Below are 21,356 nucleotides of genomic sequence, written 5' to 3' on the forward strand. Positions count from 1 at the left end.
TTTGCTTTCTTCTTTCCATTCTTATTTCCCCTTAAACACAGGCTTTCTTTTTTCGATGAAGGCCTGGATTCCCTCTTTGTGATCTTCTGTTTGCCTCATTTTATGCTGGCCGAGCTTTTCAAGCTCAAGCACTTTCAGTAGAAGGGGGCGGTTTTTATCAGCAAGAATTTTCTTTGTCTTAATCATTGCTTCAGTTGGGCTGTTAAGCCATTTGCTCAATTTTGCATCAACAGCATTATTTAAATCAGCTTCTGCTATTTCGTGAATCAGCCCCATTTGTAAAGCCTCATTTGCAGTCAGCACTTTTCCTTCCCAGATTAAATGCTTGGCTTTATCCTCGCCGATTCGCTGCTGCAGGAAGAAGTGAGACCCTCCATCAGGAATTAATCCAATTCCAATAAAATTCATGGCAAGCTTGCTGTTCTTGTCTGCCAAAATATAATCAGTAGCCAATGCCAGACTTAAGCCCAAACCAGCTGCTGCGCCTGTTACAGCACTGATTGTCAGCTTCGGCATGCTATAAAGAGACACAACCAGCTCGTTGATGCAATCCATCACAACAGGGAAATCGCTTTCATTTGTTTCCAAAAGCATTGTTTTAATATCTCCGCCTGAGGAAAATGCGCGGCCCTTTCCTTTTAATACAACGATATCCACCTCATCCATTTGGCTTATATCCTTCATCGCAGTCAAGAGCCCCTTAATCATTTCCACATTCAATGCATTCAGTGATTCCGGCCTGTTCATCTCAACTGTGGCCACTCGGCCATCAAGCTGTACGCTGACAGTATCAGTTACAAAGTCTGTTGTCAAAATCCTTTCCCTCCTTTTTGTGCTTCTTTTATTATAAAGAGTATTATTATATTTAAAAAGCGTTTTGTCTAAAAATTTTTAATTTTGTCACTTATTAAGGTATTGTGCTGTATTCCAAAACCTGCACAAAAAAACAGCATCCTCAGAAGGATGCTGCACTATATTTACTTTGCATTACCTGTATATTCTTTTTGGACCTGATCTCTTAATGCCATTTTGAGGAATTTTCCTACAGATGTTTTTGGTATTTCTTCAAAGAAAAGAATTTCATCCGGAAGCCACCATTTTGCAAATTGCGGCTTCAGGAATTCATAAAGGTCTTCTTTTGTTGTCTGTCCTTTAAATGGTTCTTTCAGAACAACGCATGCCACCGGCCGTTCCTGCCATTGCTCATGCGGGACAGCAACAACCGCAGCCTCAAATACCGATTCATGAGCCATCATGGCATTTTCGATATCAACAGAAGAAATCCATTCCCCTCCGCTTTTAATCAAATCTTTTGTCCGGTCAACAATTTTCATAAATCCTTCTTCATCAATGGTTACGACATCACCCGTGTAGAGCCAGCCATCTCGGAACGCCTCATCTGTCCGCTCGTCCTTGTAATATTCAGAAGCAATCCATGGTCCTCTTATGGCGAGTTCCCCCATTTCCTTTCCGTCCCATGCTGCTTCGCCATCCTTGCCGGCAATCTTCAATTCCAATCCGGGGACAAGTATGCCCTGCTTGGCTTTTATGTCCAGCTTCTCATCGGGTGATAACTCTTCCTGATAGCTTTTTAAAGTCGAAATAACAACAAGAGGGCTTGTTTCAGTCATTCCGTAAGCATGCATGAATGGAATATTGTGTTTTTGCTCGAAAGCTTTAATCATGCCTTTTGGTGCAGCCGATCCTCCACACAGAACCGATCGGAGTGAACTCATGTCATATTTATTTTCATCCAGCTCTTTTAATAATCCGAGCCAGATTGTCGGCACTCCGGCTGTTATCGTAACTTTTTCTGATTGGATAAGCTCAGCCAAAAGTTTAGGTGTAAAATATGGGCCCGGCAACACAAGAGTCGTTCCAAACCAGACAGCAGCAAAAGGGAGCCCCCATGCATTTACATGGAACATCGGCACTACCGGAAGGGCGATATCTTTCTCGCTTACCGCTGCACTATCTGCCATTCCCAGTGCCATACTGTGAAGGACGATGCCCCTGTGGGAATAGACGACACCTTTAGGATTGCCTGTGGTCGCAGAGGTATAGCACATTCCAGCTGCTGAATTTTCATCCAGATCATCAGGATATTCGTATGCACCGCTTGCTTCATTGATAAGCGTTTCATAGTGATAAACCGGCGAAAGAGTAGTCTCAGGCAATTCATCTTCATCAGTCATAATAATGAAAGCCTTGACCGTTTTCAGTTCATCCTTAACCTTCTCAATTAAAGGGACAATATCAGGATCAATCAAAAGCACCTTATCTTCAGCATGGTTAATTATATAAGTAATATGCTGAGGTGACAGTCGTATATTAATCGTATGAAGAACGGCTCCGCTGCATGGAATGGCAAAATAAGCCTCCAGGTGGCGATGATGGTTCCAAGCAAGTGTCCCGACCTTGTCCCCTCTTTCCACCCCTATGTTTTGCAGGCTTTCTGCCAGCTTCCTTGTCCGTTCTGCAATCTCCTTATATGTAAATCTCTGAATTCCGCCGGCTGTTCTTGAAACGACTGTTTTCCTTGGAAAATACTTTTCTGCACGCTTTATCATTTGCGTCATTGTCAAAGGTGTCTGCATCATCATTACAATTCCCCCTTTTTAGAAAACGCTTACATTCGGATTCATAGAATTCTATGATCTTTATTACCTATATTCATTCTCTTTATTTTCAGTAATTCCTTTAATTTCCTTCTGAATTTTCAAAAATATAAACTTTAAAAAAATCCCCGCCTATTCGGCCAGGGATTCGTGTTTATTAAAAAGTTCTTTTAATATTTTCAATTTCTCGTTTGTATAATGCTCAAAACTGTCATTATACGATTTAGGATCCTTCGGGTTTGCAAAATGAGTGATTTTCCCTGTCTGAGGATCAATGAACTTACTGGAGGCCCCGCATCCAAGCCCGATGATTGTCTGCTGTTCTTCCATAATCATGATGTTATAGATGCTTTCCTGATTCGGAAGGGCATAGCCGACATTTTCAAGATTGCCGAGAATATTTTTCTGACGGTAAAGATAATAAGGATGGTAATTATGCTGTTTTGTCCAATCCTCAGCCATGTCCATCATTTTTTCAATTTCTTCCCGCTCGGCAACTTTATATTTTTGCTTGTTCTTCGTCATTTCCGAAGCCCGTTTAAAGGATAAAGTATGAACTGTCAGAGATTCCGGCATTAATTTCTCAGTTTCATCCAAAGTATGCGAAAATTCCGGCACACCTTCTCCAGGAAGCCCAATAATCAGATCCATATTGATGTTATTCATTCCCATATTGCGGGCCAGATGGAACTTATCCACGGTTTCTTCCACTGTATGGTGGCGGCCAATGGCTTTCAAGGTCTCCTGAATATAGGACTGAGGATTGATGCTGATGCGGTCAATGTTCCATTTTTTCAGCACTTCAAGCTTTTCGGGTGTGATTGTATCCGGACGTCCGGCTTCCACAGTGACCTCCCGTATGTTTTCGACATCTGGAAAAGAGTCGTACATTTCCTCATAAAGCATATCCATCTCTTCCGCCGTAATGCTTGTCGGAGTCCCTCCACCATAATAGACAGTAGTAATTTTCACATCATTTTCTTTCAGCCACTCGCCAATTTTACGCATTTCGAAATGCAGGCCGCCAAGGAACGAGTTTACTGAACCCTGCCTGCCATTAATCGCATATGCAGGAAAAGTGCAATACGCGCATTTTGTCGGGCAGAATGGAATGCCAATATATATGCTGACTTCATTTTTTAAGTTATAAAGATCCGGTACGACAGCAAGCTGCCTGTCTACGATATTCTGCATAAGCTGGATCTTTTCATCTGTAATCAAATACTCTTCCTTAAGCTGCTGATGGGCTTCATGGAGAGGTGTCTGATGCTGTATGGCACGGTGAAGCAATTTTGTGGGACGTACCCCAGTCAGAATTCCCCACTTCTGGGTAATGCCTGTCCATTCCTGCAAAACAGTCAGATATACGTGGGATACTGCATTTTTTATTTGTTTAAAATTCTCTTTTTCTGTCTCAGACGGTACGAATTCCTTCTCAAAATTCGCTGAATGATTCTTGCCATCTTTATCAGAAAGCTCTGCAATGGCTTTAATGTGCTTTCCATGTTCAAGCTGAAGATTAATTGTAAGGTCGGCTGCATCATTCTCACCCAGCATCACTTCACATTCTTCAAAAAAGAGGTTCCCGATCAGCCGGAGCGGACGATGGAAACGTTCATCCTGTACACCTAAAATTGAAATGTTCAAATTGATCACCTTTTTTAGAAAATATATTAATCTGCCGATGTCTTTGTTTTCTTAGGGGCAGCTGCATAGTGTCTATTTTTCATGTTGACAAACTTCTTTTAGTGTACAGAAATGGGGAAACAAGGTCAATATAAGGGAAATGATTCCTAATGGATACCCAGTATCGCAAAGCAAAAAAAGAGCCGATTTACTAATCGAGCTCTCTTTGATTGATTTTATTTTAATAGATTCATTTTCTTCAGGAAATCAATTGGATGCTGTTTGCGGAAATGTTCTTTGACCATGTAGCTTACACCGTTCTGGTCATTGGATCGTGTCAGCCAGTCTGCTGCTTTTTTGACTTCGGCAGGTGCATTACCCATAGCCACACCGAGGCCGGCGGCTTCAATCATTTCCAGATCATCCTCCGAGTCGCCTATAACGACCATTTGGTTTCGGGAAATTCCGAGATGTTCACATAAATAGAGCAAACCATTCAGCTTTGAAACTCCGGCAGGTACAATATCCATCCGCAGATCACTTAACTTAATGACTTCTACATTTTCAAACATGCCCCTAATGGCTGCCTGGGCATCCTCAAGGTCGTCTTTATCTTCAAAATACACTTCAATTTTTGGCGGTGTGACCGGCTCATCTAAAATGGTGTCACTTAATGAATCCACAAATTGCTGCGAGTAAAAAATGGGATCGCCGGTTGTAAAAACAGTTTTAGCAAGCATATTGGTATTGAGCTTGGTTTTGTTGGCAAGGGAATATTTTTCGTGCACCAGCCTGATTTGACAGGTAAAGCCTTCAAGCAGGCGCACGATTTCAAACGTTTCATCTTCCTGTATCCTTTTTACAAATATCGGCTTTTCCTGAGAAGCTGCAATATAAGCTCCCCTGTGTGTGACCAGCAAGGAATTGATTTTCAATGCTTTGGCCGCTTTTTTCGCGGATGGAAAGCTTCTGGATGTGACAAGTGTTACATAAATTCCTTTTTGCTGCACATATTCAATCGCTTCTTTTGTTGATTTATGAAGTCTTCCATTTGATTGGAGTAGTGTTCCGTCAATATTTAAAGCAAGCATTCTATATATCATCCAATTTGCCCCCTATTCTCGGTGTAAAATTGTCCTATTACACTTTTATGAAGGGAAGGATTGGATTAGAACATGACATGGACAATGCAGAAATTTTTTCATAGCTTATCTGTGTTATTGAAGGCGTTTATCTGTTTTCATAGATCATTTGATTTAAAGAATTGTAAATTAGTCATTTACAATTTGGATGCTCCGTATTAAGATGGAGTCAATAAAAACTGCATATCTTATTTTGCACTAGGGGAGCTTTTAGGCTGAGAAGAACAATCCGTTCTGACTCTTATCACCCGATCTGGATAATACCAGCGTGGGGAAGTGCAGGTGAACGGCTATCATTTCTAGTGTATTGATATCATTCAACTGCATTTCCTTTTGGGAATGCAGTTTTTTAATTTTATATAAACCAGGAGGATGGCAAAATGCAGGAAAATTTCTTATGCGGAACAAGCGAGATTACAGGGTGCAGGTTTTCGATTTATCCAATGACTGACAGGTTTGTGGATGTTATTTTATCTGCTCTAAAAGAAGTGGATACAAGCAAGATATGGATGGAAACAGATGATGTGAGCACTTGTGTGCGCGGCAGGTCCATTCATGTTTTTGATGTAGTCAAAGCGATTTATCTTGAAGCTGCTAAGCATGGTGATCATGTAGTATTTAACGGCACATTTTCAAATGGATGCCCTGGCGATACTGCCGGAGATGCTTATCTTGCTGAAAATGAAGAGAAGGCGAATGAAAAAAATCTGCTGGAATCAGCCAGGAAGTCGCTGTCCAGTTCGCACTTTATCCGATGGGGATTCCTGGATACATGAACGTCATTATGAACCAAGTCGAGCTTGCAAAGGCTCAGGGAACGTTTACTGAAGGAGTGCATTATGCTTCAAGATTAGATGGGAATGCACACGATGTTTTTAAAACGCTGGAAGATGCTTTCGAAAGCTGTAAGAAAAGCGATTCCACTCATATTATCATGACGGTTAATATGTCTGCAAACAGTCCTTCCAAAAAGGGGCTGTGTAAAATGCTCGAAAAATGGAAGCTTCGTGAGGTCATTGTCCTATCTGTACTCGCTGTTGTGTTTGCAGTTGTATACCTGGTGTTCATGCAATTTGGCAACGTGTTATATGGGATGTTTGGCTTAATTGGCTATGATCTGATTTTTGGCATTTGGTTTATTGTTTCAATCATCGCAGCGTACATAATCAGAAAACCCGGAGCAGCCTTTTTATCGGAAACCATCGCAGCGGCCATTGAAGTCATGATTGGCAATGCAGTAGGCCCTCGCCTGATTCTTTCAGGCATGATTCAGGGGATTGGAGCAGAAGCTGTTTTTGCGGCAACTAAATGGAACAATTACCGGACATGGGTTTTAATTGCTGCCGGCATGGGCTCTTCTGTTACGAGCTTTATTTGGGGCTATTTCATTTCCGGCTACGCAGCCCTCTCACCCGGTTATGTAACTGCCATGTTTTTTGTGAGACTGGTTAGCGGTGCTTTGCTCGCTGGATTACTGGGGAAATGGCTGAGTAAGAGTCTTGCTAAAACTGGGGCATTAAACAGCTTCCCTATCGGAAAAGAGCTGAGAAGGGAAAAATCACAAAATGGCATTTCAGCATAACCAGCCTTTATTAATAACAGAAAAGCTGTCCTTCCGGCATGAAGATGTGAAGAATCCTGTTTTTAAGAATGTGAATTTCAGCCTTAATTCAGGGGAAGCTGTTCTATTATTGGGCCCCAGCGGCTGCGGAAAAAGCACGCTTGCTTTCTGCTTAAATAAATTGTATCCGGAAGCCGTTGATGGCGACTTGGATGGCACCATTTCCTTCAAAGGAAAGATACTGGATGAATTCCCGCCAGGTGAAATTAATCAGCACATTGGCATTGTGTTTCAGGATCCTGAAAGCCAGTTTTGCATGACAACAGTTGAAGAGGAGCTGGCATTCGGCCTTGAGAATATGAAAACACCTCCTGCAGAAATTGAGACCAAGATTGATGAAGCACTGGAACTTGTTCATCTTCTGCCATTTAAGCACGCCTTAATCCACACCCTTTCGGGGGGACAAAAGCAAAAACTTGCACTTGCATGTGTATTGTCATTAAAACCGGATATCCTGATTTTGGATGAACCGACAGCAAATCTTGACCCGGCTTCAAGCTATGAACTTACCCGTATCATCAAAGAGCTAAAAGAGGAGCAATCCTTTTCCCTTCTAATCATTGAGCACAAGCTGGATGATTGGATTGATTTGACCGACCGCTGTGTGGTGCTAAACCGGGAAGGCGAAATTTTATTTAATGGAAGCACTGCAGACTGCTTTAATAAATATGCAGAAGAACTACTGCTTGAGGGTATCTGGCTTCCAAGCACAGTAAGAGCAGGTCTATTAGGAAAAAAGGCAGGGATTTACAAAGGGGAAAAGCTTCCGTTAACTGACCGGGAATTAATTGCTGGATTTGTAAATCCCTATGCTGCACTTCAGATTTTAGATAACAGGAAGACTATACATCAAGTCTTTGAAGATCAGGTCATCCTGTCGGCGGAGAATCTTTCTTTTCATAAGAATGGGAAGGATTTGCTTAAAAATATTAGTTTTTCAGTTAGAAAAGGTGAATTTGTGGCAATAGCCGGTTCAAATGGATCTGGAAAAACAACGCTTTCCAGACTGCTTGCAGGATTATATGCTCCATCCAAAGGCAACATCCTTTTTGATGACCGCTCCCTTTCCCAGTGGCAGGAGCAAGAGTTAAGACTAAAATTAGGATACGTTTTTCAGAATCCCGAACACCAATTTATTGCAGATTCTGTTTATGATGAAATTGCCTTCAGTCTGAAAATACAGAGAATGACAGATGCCGAAATACAAAAAGTGGTTCAAGCTGTTCTGCATCAAGTGAACTTGCTCCAGCACGCTGACATGCATCCTTTTTCCTTAAGTCAGGGACAGAAGCGGCGGCTTAGTGTTGCATCGATGCTGGTGAATGAACAGGATTTGCTGCTCCTTGATGAACCAACATTTGGACAGGATGCCAGGACCTCTGCTGACCTAATGGCGCTTTTGGAAACAAGGATCCATAGCGGAGGCTCCGTGGTGATGATCACTCATGACATGGAAATCCTGCATTCCTATGCCGATAAAGTGATTGTCCTTTCAGAAGGAGAGAAGATATACGAGGGATTGCCTGATTCATTATGGAAGGAACATGAGATTATGAAAATTGCTTCTCTAAAGGTTCCTTACACAGAAAAACTCAGGAACGAACTGGCTGCCGTGGAAGGGATGAACAAGCTTGCTCTTACATGAATTTAACCCAAGCATAAAAGCTCTGACTGTGATTGTCTGTGTATTGATTTTGTCCGTTTTCTTTGACCCGGTTACTCCTTTTCTGACCTTAGTGGTGACTGCAGGAACCACCTTTATTTTTGGTAATGTTTCATTCAAAAGATGGATTTTGCTTTTCTCGCCATTTATCTTCATGGCTATAATATATATTTGGTCAGCTATGATTTTTTCAAAGACTATTGAAGGTGAAACCATCCTATGGACATGGGGGATCTTCACATTGACTGAAGAGGGCTTTCAGCGTGCCCTATCTCTTGGAATGAGGGTTTTAAGCTTTACCTCGCTGTCCCTTCTGTTCATTTTAACCACCAAGCCGACAGAGTTCCTGCTAAGTCTCATGCAGCAATGCCGGCTCTCTCCAAAGCTTGCATATGGAATCATGGCAGGATATCGATTTCTGCCATTAATGAAAGAAGAATTTGAGATTATCAGAAGCGCCCACCGGATTAGGGGGATACCCAAAGCCCGGACACTTTCTGAAAAAATGGCAGAACTTAAGAGGTATTCAGTTCCTCTTCTTGCCGGAGCGATTCGTAAAGCTGAAAGGACGGCAATGGCGATGGAATCAAAAGGGTTTACCGGAGATAGGAACCGGGATTTCTATCAAAAAATTTCAGTTTCCTGGAAGGATTGGGCATATTTCGCCTTTTTTATAGGTGCAGTGCTGGCAAGTGCCTATATTTCATGGCTATTCGGCTTTCTGCAGCTTTATAATGGCGAACTTTAGAAAGCTATGTGCGAATGGCATTTATTTATGTGCGGATGGAGGAAGTTTATGTGCGGATAAGATTTTTCTGTGCACCTAGGCCCAATTTATATGCGCACAGCTGATTTCAAGTCAAATCCACATTAGAGTCCGCAGGAAAATTCCATAAATTACCACATGCAACTATGAATAAATCTTATTTTCTCTCCTAAAGCTATTAGTGTAACAATCAAGAAAACTACACCAAGGAGATGATTTACATGGCAAGAAACAGCAATTCTAATCAGCTTTTAGTATCAGGAGTCAGCCAGGCAATTGATCAAATGAAGTATGAAATCGCAACAGAATTCGGTGTGAACCTTGGCCCGGAAACATCTTCAAGAGCAAATGGATCAGTAGGCGGAGAAATTACAAAGCGCCTGGTGCAAATGGCTGAGCAGCAGCTTGGCGGAGCACGCTAGTCTTTTTCGTGCAATCATAGTAAAATAAAAAACCGCTTCCAGCCAATCCTGGAAGCGGTTTTTCACTCCCCTATTTAAGCATTTGCAAAATATCTTCCACTGCCTCAAAAAGTGATGAGGCCTGAATATCTGCACTTGTTGGATCAGAGCCGATGAAAACAGTTTTACAGCCGGCCTTCTTGCCTGCCTCAATGTCCCGCTCGTGATCGCCTACCATAATGCTCTTAGCCAGATCAAGATGGTGCCTTTCCGCCAAATCCACCAGCATGCCTGCATTTGGCTTACGGCATTCGCACCCTGCTTTTGGTTTATGAGGGCAATAGGCCACCTCTTTAATATGACCGCCTTTTTCTGCAACAAGCTCCTGCAGTCTTTCATGGATTCTCCTTAGCACTCTTTCTTTCAAAAAACCGAGTCCTACGCCGCCCTGATTGGTCACAACAAAAATCTCATATCCAGCTTGGGTCAGCTCTGCCACAGCTTCTGCTGCCCCTTCAAGTAAGTATAACTGCTCAGGCTTATTAACGAATTTCACCCTCTCTGATAAAACCTCGTTCAAAACGCCGTCCCGGTCCAGAAAAATGGCTTTTTTCAATTTGCTGCCCCTTTCTTTAAATCAATATCTATCATAAAGGTACCCAAACCTCGTTCAGTTTAATATAAGATGATGCTTTTTCTTATTAAAAAACCCCCGAAATTAATTCCGGGGGTTTCCAATGCTGATTTATTCAACTGCACCATAAAGATCTTCAAGAGGCTTCATGATGATTTTGTTCATTTCTGCAATCATCATGCTCATGCGCTGTTCTGCTTCCATAAGCTTTGAGATTTGGGCGTGCTGCTGTACAAGTGCGACTGTCTTTTGTGCCTGTTCTACTTCTTCCTGTGTAATATCCTGGCCCATCATTTGTTTTTGCTGAAGTTCCATCTGGATTTTACGGAAGTTATCAAACATTGCCTTGGCAGACGGATCTGCATTTACATCATCGTATGCTTGTTTTAATGCCTTATATTCATCGCTTTCCCGCACCGCTTTTTCTAATTCATAGGCTGAATCATATAAATTTACTGCCATAAAAACACTCCTTCCGATTCTCATTCAAAAGGAAAATTCATCTTCCCCGTTTTGAACATCCACTACACTATAACAAACTATGACAGTAAACGCGAGGCGATACCCTTAATTAATCAATATGGCTATGAATCCCTGAATGAGCCCGATAATCCCCCCAAGGAGGACCCCTAAATTAGTAATCATTTTTAACTCGCTTTTTATTATGGAAAAGACCATTTCTTCCAATCGTTCTACCGAAAAATTGCTGACTTGTTCACGGACAATTTCAGCGAGACGAAGTCTTTCCATGAACATTTCAGTTTTTCCTGAAAGCCAATCAGAAAGCATCTGAACACTTTTAGGAGCCAGTTCATCTATTAATACAGTCCTATAAGGGGCCATAAAAGATGATAAAGGCGTTTTAAATAAACTCTCCAGATTAATGACCTTATGGGCAATATTCTTTATTACTGAAAGAATCTGTTCTTTTTCAAGCTGCTCTTCAATAACTGCAGCTTCCATTTCAAGAACTTTACTCCACTCATTTTTCAAAAGGGTTGTAATCAAATCCGACGTTCCCTCATTACTTAAAAACTTTATGATTTCCGGCTGAATTTTATCTGCAATATTGATGTTCCCCATGAACATCTGCAGCATGTTGCTCAGCATTCCGCTGCGTTCACGGACAAAATCATCTGCCATTCTTTGAATTCTCATTTTGCCTTCAATGCTGGAAAAATAATCAATCCCCTTTTGAAGGATCGTTGAACTGATTGCCGGGATTTTTTCATCCATTTTATCCAAAAGAGTCTGAGGAATAACATCTTTAAGGGGCCGGCTCCGATATTCACTAATGATTTTTTCATATTTCTGCTCAATTAATAAGTTAATGCGGTTTTCTGTTTTCGCTTGCCCATCCGTGATTCCAAACGCTTCAAGTATGTCTTCTGCTGATTTTTCCGACAGCATGATAGTTTCAAGCTCTTTTTGTACCAGCCCAGTCATATCACGCTGAAATTGAGCATTGATGAACTTTTTCTTGATGCTTTCCGGTGTCAAAAGATGATTGACAACAAGCTTACCCATCTGATCAGCCATTTCATCCCGTCGTTTAGGAATCAGTCCCGGGGTAAATGGCACCTTCCATTTACCTATGTAAACGGCATTATAAGGTTTAAAGAGCATTTTAATAGCCAGGTAATTAGTAAACCCGCCAATGAGAGCCCCAATTAACATCATCAAAATTATTGTCATTGCAATTTCCATACTCATCTCTACCTTCCTTAAGTTACAAGCGCCTCTCCAGACGCACCATTTTATTGCCCAGAACATACGATATGGCATCAGCTTTTGCCTATTTTTTCATTATACAGTGAAAACTTAGTCAATGGGAGTTTTGCACTTTCTGCCGCAGGTTAAAATTAGCATTCAATTTGTACACAGCATGCGGATTTTTTGAAAAGGCTCAAATAAAGTTTAGCAAATGAGGAATGATCATGTCAGTTTCTTTATTGCCTATTACGATTGTTCCGGTAAAAATGTTTCAGGAAAATCAATTTCGCATTAAAATTAGCCATTCTCTCGTCCATTACTGGAATATTGATTTGCAAATGCCCCATTTGCTGCAGATCGGCAAGCACACCTTTCAGATAACCATTGAAGGAGCAAACATTACGAAAGATGAGCTTGGTTTCAGTGAGCCGCTTCTTCAGGAATGCTGCTTGCCAATTGAAGATCTCCATTTTGTTGCCAGTTATTCCAGAAAGGACCTTACTATTACTGCCGGACCGATTATAGGGCTGATGACAGATTTCAATGATAATGGCGAAGAGCCTGATTTCCGCTCTATTCATTCTTTTTGCGAAGAATTGCATGAAGTTGTTTCAAATATGGGAGGATTTTTTTATGTGTTTCACTTTCGGGACTTCATTGCAGGCAGTCTGCATGGATACTGCCTGCAGGATAGAAAATGGATAAAAAGTCCGGTTCCTTTGCCGAGTGTAATCTATAACCGGATTCACTCCCGAATACTTGAAGCAAGTACCTCTTTTCAATCATTTAAAAACAGCCTTATAAAATTTAATATCCCAGTGTTTAATGACCGTTTTCTATCAAAACAGGAAGTTCATGACCTGCTCTTTTCTGAGGATCATATGCAGCCTTATCTGCCTGATACGGCCATTGCAAATGAACAAACCATCAAAGATATGCTGGCCAGACACAGATTATTATTCCTAAAGCCCGTCCACGGCAGCCAGGGCCGGAATATTATCAGGCTAAGTTTAAACGGCGAAGAAATCATGACAGAACTATCGACCGGAAACGGCAGGGAGAATACAATCACTTTCAAAAATTATACCCGTTTTGTACAGTGGTTCCAGCAATACCAAAGAAAATCAATTTTTCTGGCTCAGCAGGCCATCCCTCTGCAAACCTTTAAAAACAGGCAGCTTGATTTCCGGGTGCTCTGCCACAAAAATTTTCAGGATATCTGGAAAGCCACTTCTGCAGTGGCAAGGATTTCTGCTGAGCAGCAATTTGTTTCAAACATTGCCAGAGGCGGTGAAATCATGAAGCCTCTCAGAATTTTCTCGTTGCTGTCTGATCAGAAAACAGCGGTTCAGCAGCTGGCCTTATTGAAAGAGCTTGCTGTTGAAACAGCAACAATCATCAGCCAGAAATGCGAAGGGCTTGTCGGAGAACTCGGAATTGATATTGGTTTAGATACAAATGGAAAGCTATGGATCATCGAAGTGAATTCTAAGCCCTCTAAAAATTTCGAAGACAAAGAAAAAAGAGTAAGGCCATCAGCCAAGGCGCTGATCGAATATGCAACGGCTTTATCATTTATCCAAAAAGGAGGATTACAGCATGCTTTCATTCGGAATCATGACATTGAACAAACGGAGTGAACAGCCATATTTTATGGAATTGGCCAGAAGAGCTAATGAATATAACATTAACTGCTTCCGGTTTGTGCCTTCAGATATCAATCCTATTACAGAAAGAATTACAGGTGATTTCTATAACCCTGCTTCAGACGGATGGGAGCCAGCAGAATTTACAGCGCCAGAAATCCTTTATGATCGCTGTTTTTACGGAAATGATTCCCACTCGAAACAATGCATGTCCATCGTGAATTGGCTCAAGGCAAGAAGTGACATCCAATTTCTTGGCTACGGCTTGCCTAATAAGCTTGAATTATATGAAATCCTCTCCTGCACAAACATTTCACCCTATTTGCTGAAAACAGCACCCTATACTGATGCTGACAGGTTCTTAGACAGCCTCCTGCCTGATCATCCCCTCATCTTAAAACCCGCTAGCGGTTCACAGGGGCACGGAATCTATTATATTGAGAAAACAGGCAAAAACATTCTTGTTAAAACAGATAAAAAGAATGCTCAGGTTTCCCGCAGCTTTGAAAGCGCTGAAAAAGCAGCGGGCTGGCTTAATAACCTGACCGCAAAACGGCAGTACCTCTTCCAGCCATATGTGAATCTATCGAACAAGGAAGAACAGCCCTTTGATATAAGGATTTTGCTTCAAAAGGACATGAATGGCACCTGGAAGGAGCTGGGCCGGGGCATCCGGGCAGGCAGAAATGGCGGCATCGTTTCCAATTTAAGCACTGGCGGCAGCAATATTTCTTTTGAGGACTGGATTATTGAATACCCATCTTCATTGAGGAGTTTTCTTTGCGATGAGCTTTATGACATTATCGATACTCTTCCCGCTGCGCTTGAACGAAAGCTTCCTCCGCTATTTGAAATAGGAATTGATATTGGAGTGGAAAACAACGGCTCCATTTGGATTCTGGATATTAACTCAAAACCAGGCAGAAAAACCATCCTGAACAGCCAGCCTGAAAAGAAGGAAGAATTATATACTGCTCCCCTTCACTATGCCAAATTCCTGGCAGCCAATAAGGAATTAGAAAGGAGTACGAATCATGAGAAAACAATATCAAATTGAAATTTCCGATTCTGCCTCCAAAACAGTTTATATTCCTAACGAGCTTAACCTTCATACTCATTTGACGAAATTGGCCTTTGGCACACACTCAAAAGATGCCGCTTTCTTACTTCAGAAAACAAAGAAAAACTCCATCGTCATAAGTAAAGATGTGGCAGATGCACTGCATTTCCCTGATCTCAAGATTCCTTTGCATGCATTTGCCAATAAGGGGACACTGTACCTCGGCCCGCTTGTAGGAATCTTCACATCAGGCTTCACCTCCTTTCCTTTAAGGCCAGTCGGGGACCGGACCCTGTTTTTTGCCAAGTTGCTTTCTGTCAAAAAAACGGTTGGAGCAATTCCGTATTTGTTCGGTGACCAGCATATCAACTGGGAACAAGGAACAATCAGGGGGCTTTTCTATCATGAGGAAGGATGGGAAACGTTTGAAGTGCCTTTTCCGAATGTTGTATATGATCGGCTTCCCAATAGGAAAAGCGAAAGAAGAAACGAACTTAAAGAAGTTCGTGACCGCCTGCAGAAAGACTATTTAATTCCCTGGTATAATCCTGGATTCTTTAATAAATTGGATGTTTATGAAAGACTGCAGAACGATGAGGATATTAGTCACTACTTGCCGGAAACCCACCCTTTTTCTTCATTTTCTGTCATTGAAAGAATGCTGGCTGATTATGGTCATGTTTTCCTAAAACCGATTAATGGAAGCCTGGGGCTTGGAATTCATCAAATAATTTATGATAAAAAGGATGGGCATTATTATTGCCGGTATAGAGTTCGGGATGAAAACCGCCTGAGAAAGTTTAACAGTCTGGAAAATTTGATGGGGAATATTTTTGCAGGACGGAGTTTAAGCCGGATGCTTGTTCAGCAGGGAATCCACTTGCTCCGCCATGAACAGAGGACAATTGATTTCAGGATTCATACGAATAAAGATGAAAATGGGGAATGGAATGTAACAGCTTCAGCTGCAAAAATGGCTGGACATGGCAGTGTTACAACTCATGTTAAAAGCGGCGGTGAAATCAAAACCCTGGAAGAGTTGTTTGAATCCGATGCTGAAAAAGCGGCAGCAGTGGAAAAATTGAGTGAGGCGGCATTAAAAATCAGCAAGGCCCTGGAACGGAACATGGAAGGAATCATTGGTGAAATCGGCTTTGACTTTGGGTTGGACCGAAATGGCCATGTATGGCTTTTCGAAGCAAACTCAAAGCCTGGCAGATCTATATTTAAACATCCTCAACTCCGGGAGTTCGACTTTCTTACCCGCAAGCTTTCGCTTGCATTTGCAGTCTTCCTTGCCGAAGCATCCATTATGAAGCCCCAGGAAATATTCAGATGAAGATTTATTATGACTGGGCCAGCAGGACATGGTTCAGCAGCACCAGCTGTACACTTGGAAGGGATCCTCATCCTTTAAGCACCATTGGACCGAAGGCGGAACAAAATTTGATTTCCTTTTCATTGTCAATGCAAAACGATAATGCAGGACCGGTGATAGGCATCCTGACCGGAAAAGGAAAGGACCAGTCTATCGCAGGCAATGGCCCTTTATTTAAGGCACTGCAGAAAAACATACTACAGCAAAATGGAGTTTCCTTTGTATTTACGGCAGAAGACCTAGAGGAGAATTCCGTAAATGGCTATATTTATTTTCCCCAGCTGGATAAATGGATTGAGGCAAGATGCCCTCTTCCTCATCTTGTCTACAACAGGGTGCCTTTCCGGAAAATTGAAAAAACAGAAGCCTTTCATAAAGCGAGCCGTTTTTTTAAGGAACATAATATTCCATTTTTCAACCCGGGTTTTCTGGACAAATTCGAAGTTTTCCAGTTATTTAAGGACCATCCCCCGCTGCAGGAGTATATTCCTGAAACCATTCTTGTCTCAGGTCCAAAAGAGCTTAAGAACTTTATCCGCAAATATAATAATATCTACTTAAAGCCCGCAAACGGGTCCAAGGGCAAAGGGATTTATCATTTAAGCCAGCTGGGAAATGGAATGCGATTGAACGGTCTGCACGATTCATTCAGTTACACTGATTATAAAAATTTCTGGAACCAATGGGGTATTCTCCTGACGAATAAACCTTATATGGCACAGAAAGCGATCAGCCCTGCCAGAAAGGAAGGGAAGCGATTTGATTTTAGAATTCTGGCCCATTTCAGCGAAGGCAACTATTCTGTTACAGGGATAGGCATCAGGCAGTCTAAGGAACAGGATATTACAACACACATACCGAATGGCGGTGTAATGATTCCATATGAAAGTGTCCGTACGCAAGAACATGATGAGTTTATTCATTCTGCAGTTGTGGAAGCAGGAAAGCTCCTTGAGAAGACAAAAGGTTTTTATGGAGAATACTCTATTGATGCAGGATTAACTGACCAGGGCACTTATGTAATTTATGAAATAAATTCCAAGCCAATGAGTTTTGATGAAGTCTGGATAGAAGAAAAAGAATTGAAGAACTGACCCGCTTATTTTTCTCGCTGGCGGGGTTCTCGCACATCAATAAAAATAGCCGTACACCATAGTGTGCACGGCTATTTTTATGCGATTTTTTACAAGTGCCATCCAAAACCGCAAAAGGATTAATAAGTCGTTACAGGGCTTTTCGCTGTCTTCATTTTATCTTTTTTAGAGGCACTTCCGGCGAATGATTTAAACTGGTCTTTAAGCTTTTGGCGTGCCTCCGGATTTCTCATTAAATAAGCTGCTCCAAGTGCCATGGCTGACATCATAAATTTATTGTTTCTCTTCATCATCTTTGCCTCCTTTTAATGTTAAAATGTTTCTATATCTATTCCATTCCCCTTTTGAGGAACATTAAACGGGATATTACAACATCTGGAGGAATCCTAATGCTGACACACTTTCAATTCAAACCTTTATATGAAAATAAACAATTGCCGGGATGGACATTTTCTTTTTATTTTAAAAAGCAAAAAATGACTGGCATCTATCATCCTGACGGCAAAATTGAATGGACTTCCGGTGACCCCGCCGGGCAGGAGGATAGCCTGAAATCCCAAATCCACGAATTAATGTTATTTCATGTGTATGAATGAGAAAAAGTTAGAGAATCCATGTATGACCTTATAGCTCTTTTGGAAAAATAATCCCGCCAGGATATATCATTTAAAGGAGCGATTCAAACATGGATAAGAAACGCCAGGTTTCAGAGGACGTGAACTATGAAGGCAGGGACAAAGCTTATATGGATATAGACAGAATCATAAACGAAGGTCTTTCTGGAGGCTCCGTTCATGGACGCGGTGATGATGTTAATATTGAACAGGCTAGGGAATTGCATGAGGAAGAACCTCCAAATGAGGCAGACTAATATTAAAAGGCACCTGACTTCAGGTGCCTCTTAATACGGATTAAATTGTATTAATTCTGAATTAGATACCGTTTAGCTCCTGTACCATCGGCTTTCGGGTCTAAGCCAATCCGCCCAAAAGGTTAAAGTACAACCTTTCAGCATGCTCGTCTTATGCTTGAGTCCCACAGGACAAGGAAGGCTTCGTCAGCATAAACATTGCACGACCGAAAGCGGAGCTTTTGGGAGGTGTGAGTCATGCAGACACTGCCACAGGCGTGGCGTTTTTAGTCTAAGTTCCTTTAATAAGCGGGCGCCTTCCGCTTTTTTAATCATCTGCTTTTCACAATCATATTCACTGCTTCCTGAATTGCATTCTCCGCATTTTTGCCTTCGTCAGCAGCTTCCCGAATGCATGTCTCAAGATTTTTAGCTACAATATATCCCATTGCACGGTCAACTGCAGAACGGACAGCAGATAATTGCGTTACAACATCCTTGCAGTGTTTTTCTTCTTCCATCATTCGGATAACACCCCGCACCTGCCCTTCCAGCCTCTTCAAGCGGTTTTTCATTTCCGGTGAATATTCCATGAGTCTCCCCCTTACACTTTCAATTCATTTTATAGAAACATTCACAGAATAAGTTAATTTTTTCAATTAAATTATAACTGCTATAATATAAGAAACACAAAAATTTATCAAACTAAAGGGTAATGATATGTTAAAAAAATTACATGACCAATATCCGGGCTCTCTGCTTGAAAATGAAAAACCTGATTTTAGCTTTTATTCTGATATGTACTGGCTTCATCATGAGGATTCAGGCCAATGGCTGGGCATCCCATCTCAAGAGGTATCAGCAGACAGTCTGATGGTCTTAAAAACTTTATTTGAATTCCATGACTGCTCCATTCACCATGCTCCCGCTTCCCAGGCCTGGTTTCAATACCTATTTTCCAATGGGGAAATTCCATCATTAGCAAAAGATGTTCCGTACAGGCTTGTTCAATTTAAGATGTCTGAAGGCGATTGGATACGCGAGGATATGGAAGCTGCTTTTAAAGGTTTTTTTGAAAAGGACATTTTGATTTTATGGAACGGACCAGCTAGAGGAGTCATTGTAGAGGAAGCTAACGCCCCACTAGCCGAAGAAGAATTCCTTGCTATTTCCAATGCTTTTGAAAGCGATTTTTTTGTAAAAACGGCCTTTTACATCGGCATTCCGAATAGGTTCGAGGCACATTTGCGCAATTATTTTAAAGAAGAACAGCGTTTTTTTGAGCAAGCCTCCTCTTTGCTTCCAGCCGAAAAGGTGCTGAAATACGAAACGCTATTTCCATCTCTTGTCACCGGAAGTATGGATGCAATTTTAAAAAAGAGCCTGCTTTCACGCCTTTCTTTACTGCAAGAAGACTCTGAACTTCTGCACACCATAAAAGTTTTTTTACAGAACAGCTCCAACGTTTCATTAACTGCGAAAAAATTGTATGTCCACCGAAATACGCTGCAATACAGGCTGGATAAATTCACTGAGAAAACCGGCCTTCAATTAAAAGATTTCAACAGTGCCCTGACTGTTTACTTAGCTTGTTTGCTGGTCGAGCAAAAATGATTGAGCACATTGCATAAAAACGCTTTCAGCTTTTTTGTGCAGTTTGGCCATATGGGAAAACCCAGATATCCATTAAACTGTTATTAAGAAAAGAATATTGGGAGGCAACCCTGATGGCAGAATTAAAGCTCGATAATATTTATAAAATTTATGACAATAAAGTAACGGCAGTAGAAGATTTTAACCTTCATATACAGGATAAAGAGTTTATCGTATTTGTCGGTCCTTCCGGCTGCGGTAAATCCACAACTCTCCGTATGATTGCTGGCCTTGAGGAAATTTCTAAAGGCGACTTCTATATCGATGAAAAACGTGTCAACGATGTCCCTCCAAAAGATCGTGATATTGCAATGGTTTTCCAGAACTATGCACTTTATCCGCATATGTCTGTATACGATAACATGGCTTTCGGTCTTAAGCTCCGTAAATTTCCAAAAGACGAAATCGACCGCCGTGTTAAGGAAGCAGCTAAAATTCTTGGTCTGGAGCCTTATCTTGACCGCAAACCAAAAGCATTGTCAGGCGGTCAGCGACAGCGTGTAGCCTTAGGCCGTGCGATTGTCCGTGATGCAAAGGTATTCCTGATGGATGAACCTTTATCAAATCTTGATGCAAAGCTTCGTGTTCAAATGCGTGCAGAAATTGCCAAACTTCATCAGCGTCTTCAAACTACAACCATCTATGTAACCCATGACCAGACAGAGGCCATGACAATGGCTACCCGCCTGGTTGTTATGAAAGATGGAGTGATTCAGCAGGTTGGCGCACCTAAAGAAGTTTATGAGAAGCCTGAAAACGTATTTGTAGGCGGATTTATTGGTTCACCTGCCATGAACTTCTTTAATGGAAAGCTTGAAGACGGCAAGTTTGTCATTGGCAAAACTCAGATTGCTGTCCCAGAGGGTAAAATGAAGGTGCTTCGTGAACAAGGGTATACAAGCAAAGACATTGTCCTTGGCATTCGTCCAGAAGACATTCATGATGAGCCGGTATTTATTGATGCTTCTGCCGGTTCTAAAATCAATGCCCGCATTGACGTTTCCGAACTGACTGGGGCTGAAACAATGATTTACTCAAGCATCGAAGGCCAGGATTTTGTTGCACGTGTTGATTCCCGCACAGATATTAAGCCAGGCCAAAATCTTGAGCTTGCTTTCGATATGAATAAAGCTCATTTCTTTGATGCAAACTCCGAAAGAAGAATTCGTTCTGAAAAAGAATAATATTGAAGCCCCGTCGAAGACGGGGTTTTTTAATACTGTCAGCTCCATTCTACTCTTTGATAAACTTTACTGAATCCTGACCGCATGATGGACACTTCAGCAAATGCGGACATTCTTCCCTTTGATAATCCTGGGGATAGCCATCTTCCAGTTTCATCTGGTCAATTGGCATATAGGCACTGTAATCATCGTAAAAATCCATTACTCTTCCACTGTCCTCCATACTGCTTCCACAGGTGCTGCAGGTTGCTTCCAGTTTCTCAAACCCGTTGCAGACAGGGCATATCGCCATTTCCAATCCTCTCAC

Annotated in this window: 22 protein-coding genes, 1 pseudogene and 1 riboswitch; of the genes and pseudogenes, 13 read left to right on the forward strand and 10 right to left on the reverse strand. The window is 41.6% G+C overall.

Translation table 11 applies throughout. The features are described from left to right. Nucleotides 1–21 precede the first annotated feature (21 nt). From M5V91_RS15030 to M5V91_RS15045, 4 genes are all read right to left on the reverse strand, one after another. Complete coding sequence (locus M5V91_RS15030; RefSeq protein WP_019381416.1) at nt 22–813, reverse strand: enoyl-CoA hydratase; 792 nt, start codon at nt 811–813, stop codon at nt 22–24. Between the two features lie 164 nt (nt 814–977). Beyond that, a complete protein-coding gene (locus M5V91_RS15035) occupies nt 978–2,603 on the reverse strand; it encodes a long-chain fatty acid--CoA ligase (protein WP_251174441.1) in 1,626 nt (541 codons plus the stop codon). Between the two features lie 147 nt (nt 2,604–2,750). Then, nucleotides 2,751–4,265: a coproporphyrinogen III oxidase gene (locus tag M5V91_RS15040; protein ID WP_009331446.1), complete on the reverse strand. Its 1,515-nt coding sequence runs from the start codon at nt 4,263–4,265 to the stop codon at nt 2,751–2,753. Between the two features lie 215 nt (nt 4,266–4,480). Further along, nucleotides 4,481–5,347, reverse strand: a complete 867-nt coding sequence (locus M5V91_RS15045) for a Cof-type HAD-IIB family hydrolase (RefSeq protein WP_009331447.1) — start codon at nt 5,345–5,347, stop codon at nt 4,481–4,483. Between the two features lie 229 nt (nt 5,348–5,576). After that, a riboswitch (TPP riboswitch) is annotated at nt 5,577–5,678 on the forward strand. 88 nt (nt 5,679–5,766) lie between these two features. Here M5V91_RS15045 and M5V91_RS15050 point away from each other — a divergent pair. From M5V91_RS15050 to M5V91_RS15070, 5 genes and pseudogenes are all read left to right on the forward strand, one after another. Next, nucleotides 5,767–6,362, forward strand: a pseudogene (locus M5V91_RS15050) (YkoF family thiamine/hydroxymethylpyrimidine-binding protein); the annotation flags it as partial. Nucleotides 6,363–6,371: 9 nt separating this feature from the next. Beyond that, nucleotides 6,372–6,968: an ECF transporter S component gene (locus M5V91_RS15055; protein ID WP_009331449.1), complete on the forward strand. Its 597-nt coding sequence runs from the start codon at nt 6,372–6,374 to the stop codon at nt 6,966–6,968. Further along, nucleotides 6,952–8,652, forward strand: a complete 1,701-nt coding sequence (locus M5V91_RS15060) for an ABC transporter ATP-binding protein (RefSeq protein ID WP_019381413.1) — start codon at nt 6,952–6,954, stop codon at nt 8,650–8,652. Before M5V91_RS15055 ends, M5V91_RS15060 begins: the two co-directional genes overlap by 17 nt. Next, entirely contained in the window at nt 8,639–9,418 is a 780-nt protein-coding gene (locus M5V91_RS15065; protein ID WP_009331451.1) for an energy-coupling factor transporter transmembrane component T family protein, read from the forward strand. The genes M5V91_RS15060 and M5V91_RS15065 overlap by 14 nt, the downstream gene beginning before the upstream one ends. Before the next feature lie 239 nt (nt 9,419–9,657). After that, the gene (locus M5V91_RS15070; protein WP_009331452.1) at nt 9,658–9,858 is read left to right on the forward strand and encodes an alpha/beta-type small acid-soluble spore protein; all 201 of its coding nucleotides are present in this window, start codon (nt 9,658–9,660) and stop codon (nt 9,856–9,858) included. 70 nt (nt 9,859–9,928) lie between these two features. Here the strand turns inward: M5V91_RS15070 and M5V91_RS15075 are convergent, their stop codons facing one another. The 3 genes from M5V91_RS15075 to M5V91_RS15085 form a co-directional block, all read right to left on the reverse strand. Continuing rightward, nucleotides 9,929–10,453: a D-glycero-alpha-D-manno-heptose-1,7-bisphosphate 7-phosphatase gene (locus M5V91_RS15075; RefSeq protein WP_251174442.1), complete on the reverse strand. Its 525-nt coding sequence runs from the start codon at nt 10,451–10,453 to the stop codon at nt 9,929–9,931. Between the two features lie 129 nt (nt 10,454–10,582). After that, the gene (locus tag M5V91_RS15080; RefSeq protein WP_009331454.1) at nt 10,583–10,933 is read right to left on the reverse strand and encodes a YlbF/YmcA family competence regulator; all 351 of its coding nucleotides are present in this window, start codon (nt 10,931–10,933) and stop codon (nt 10,583–10,585) included. Between the two features lie 105 nt (nt 10,934–11,038). Beyond that, nucleotides 11,039–12,184 (reverse strand): DUF445 domain-containing protein, encoded by a 1,146-nt coding sequence (locus tag M5V91_RS15085; RefSeq protein ID WP_217026652.1) that lies wholly within the window; start codon nt 12,182–12,184, stop codon nt 11,039–11,041. A 224-nt stretch (nt 12,185–12,408) separates the two neighbouring features. Between M5V91_RS15085 and M5V91_RS15090 the strand changes: the two genes are divergently transcribed. From M5V91_RS15090 to M5V91_RS15105, 4 genes are read left to right on the forward strand one after another with little or no spacing between them, the layout of a single operon-like run. After that, entirely contained in the window at nt 12,409–13,824 is a 1,416-nt protein-coding gene (locus tag M5V91_RS15090; protein WP_009331456.1) for a YheC/YheD family endospore coat-associated protein, read from the forward strand. Then, nucleotides 13,784–14,887, forward strand: a complete 1,104-nt coding sequence (locus tag M5V91_RS15095; protein WP_009331457.1) for a YheC/YheD family endospore coat-associated protein — start codon at nt 13,784–13,786, stop codon at nt 14,885–14,887. The genes M5V91_RS15090 and M5V91_RS15095 overlap by 41 nt, the downstream gene beginning before the upstream one ends. Continuing rightward, entirely contained in the window at nt 14,865–16,229 is a 1,365-nt protein-coding gene (locus tag M5V91_RS15100) for a YheC/YheD family endospore coat-associated protein (RefSeq protein ID WP_192908319.1), read from the forward strand. Before M5V91_RS15095 ends, M5V91_RS15100 begins: the two co-directional genes overlap by 23 nt. After that, the gene (locus M5V91_RS15105; protein WP_284521330.1) at nt 16,226–17,362 is read left to right on the forward strand and encodes a YheC/YheD family endospore coat-associated protein; all 1,137 of its coding nucleotides are present in this window, start codon (nt 16,226–16,228) and stop codon (nt 17,360–17,362) included. Before M5V91_RS15100 ends, M5V91_RS15105 begins: the two co-directional genes overlap by 4 nt. Before the next feature lie 119 nt (nt 17,363–17,481). Here M5V91_RS15105 and M5V91_RS15110 read toward each other — a convergent pair whose 3' ends face one another. Beyond that, on the reverse strand, nt 17,482–17,655 hold the full coding sequence (locus M5V91_RS15110; protein WP_009331460.1) for a hypothetical protein: 174 nt from the start codon (nt 17,653–17,655) through the stop codon (nt 17,482–17,484). 96 nt (nt 17,656–17,751) lie between these two features. On the opposite strand from M5V91_RS15110, the gene M5V91_RS15115 reads away from it, so the two are divergent. Next, entirely contained in the window at nt 17,752–17,958 is a 207-nt protein-coding gene (locus tag M5V91_RS15115) for a YheE family protein (RefSeq protein ID WP_009331461.1), read from the forward strand. Between the two features lie 89 nt (nt 17,959–18,047). Next, nucleotides 18,048–18,233 (forward strand): hypothetical protein, encoded by a 186-nt coding sequence (locus M5V91_RS15120; RefSeq protein ID WP_009331462.1) that lies wholly within the window; start codon nt 18,048–18,050, stop codon nt 18,231–18,233. 311 nt (nt 18,234–18,544) lie between these two features. Here the strand turns inward: M5V91_RS15120 and M5V91_RS15125 are convergent, their stop codons facing one another. Beyond that, on the reverse strand, nt 18,545–18,805 hold the full coding sequence (locus M5V91_RS15125; protein ID WP_009331463.1) for a metal-sensitive transcriptional regulator: 261 nt from the start codon (nt 18,803–18,805) through the stop codon (nt 18,545–18,547). A 127-nt stretch (nt 18,806–18,932) separates the two neighbouring features. Here M5V91_RS15125 and M5V91_RS15130 point away from each other — a divergent pair, with 127 nt between their 5' ends. Together M5V91_RS15130 and M5V91_RS15135 are read left to right on the forward strand one after the other, a co-directional pair. Next, complete coding sequence (locus M5V91_RS15130) at nt 18,933–19,826, forward strand: PucR family transcriptional regulator (protein WP_009331464.1); 894 nt, start codon at nt 18,933–18,935, stop codon at nt 19,824–19,826. Nucleotides 19,827–19,939: 113 nt separating this feature from the next. Further along, the gene (locus M5V91_RS15135; RefSeq protein ID WP_009331465.1) at nt 19,940–21,049 is read left to right on the forward strand and encodes an ABC transporter ATP-binding protein; all 1,110 of its coding nucleotides are present in this window, start codon (nt 19,940–19,942) and stop codon (nt 21,047–21,049) included. A gap of 49 nt (nt 21,050–21,098) precedes the next feature. Here M5V91_RS15135 and M5V91_RS15140 read toward each other — a convergent pair whose 3' ends face one another. Beyond that, nucleotides 21,099–21,341 (reverse strand): hypothetical protein, encoded by a 243-nt coding sequence (locus M5V91_RS15140; RefSeq protein WP_019381408.1) that lies wholly within the window; start codon nt 21,339–21,341, stop codon nt 21,099–21,101. Between the last annotated feature and the right edge of the window lie 15 nt (nt 21,342–21,356).

It is taken from the genome of Cytobacillus pseudoceanisediminis (assembly GCF_023516215.1).
Classification (GTDB): domain Bacteria; phylum Bacillota; class Bacilli; order Bacillales; family Cytobacillaceae; genus Cytobacillus; species Cytobacillus pseudoceanisediminis.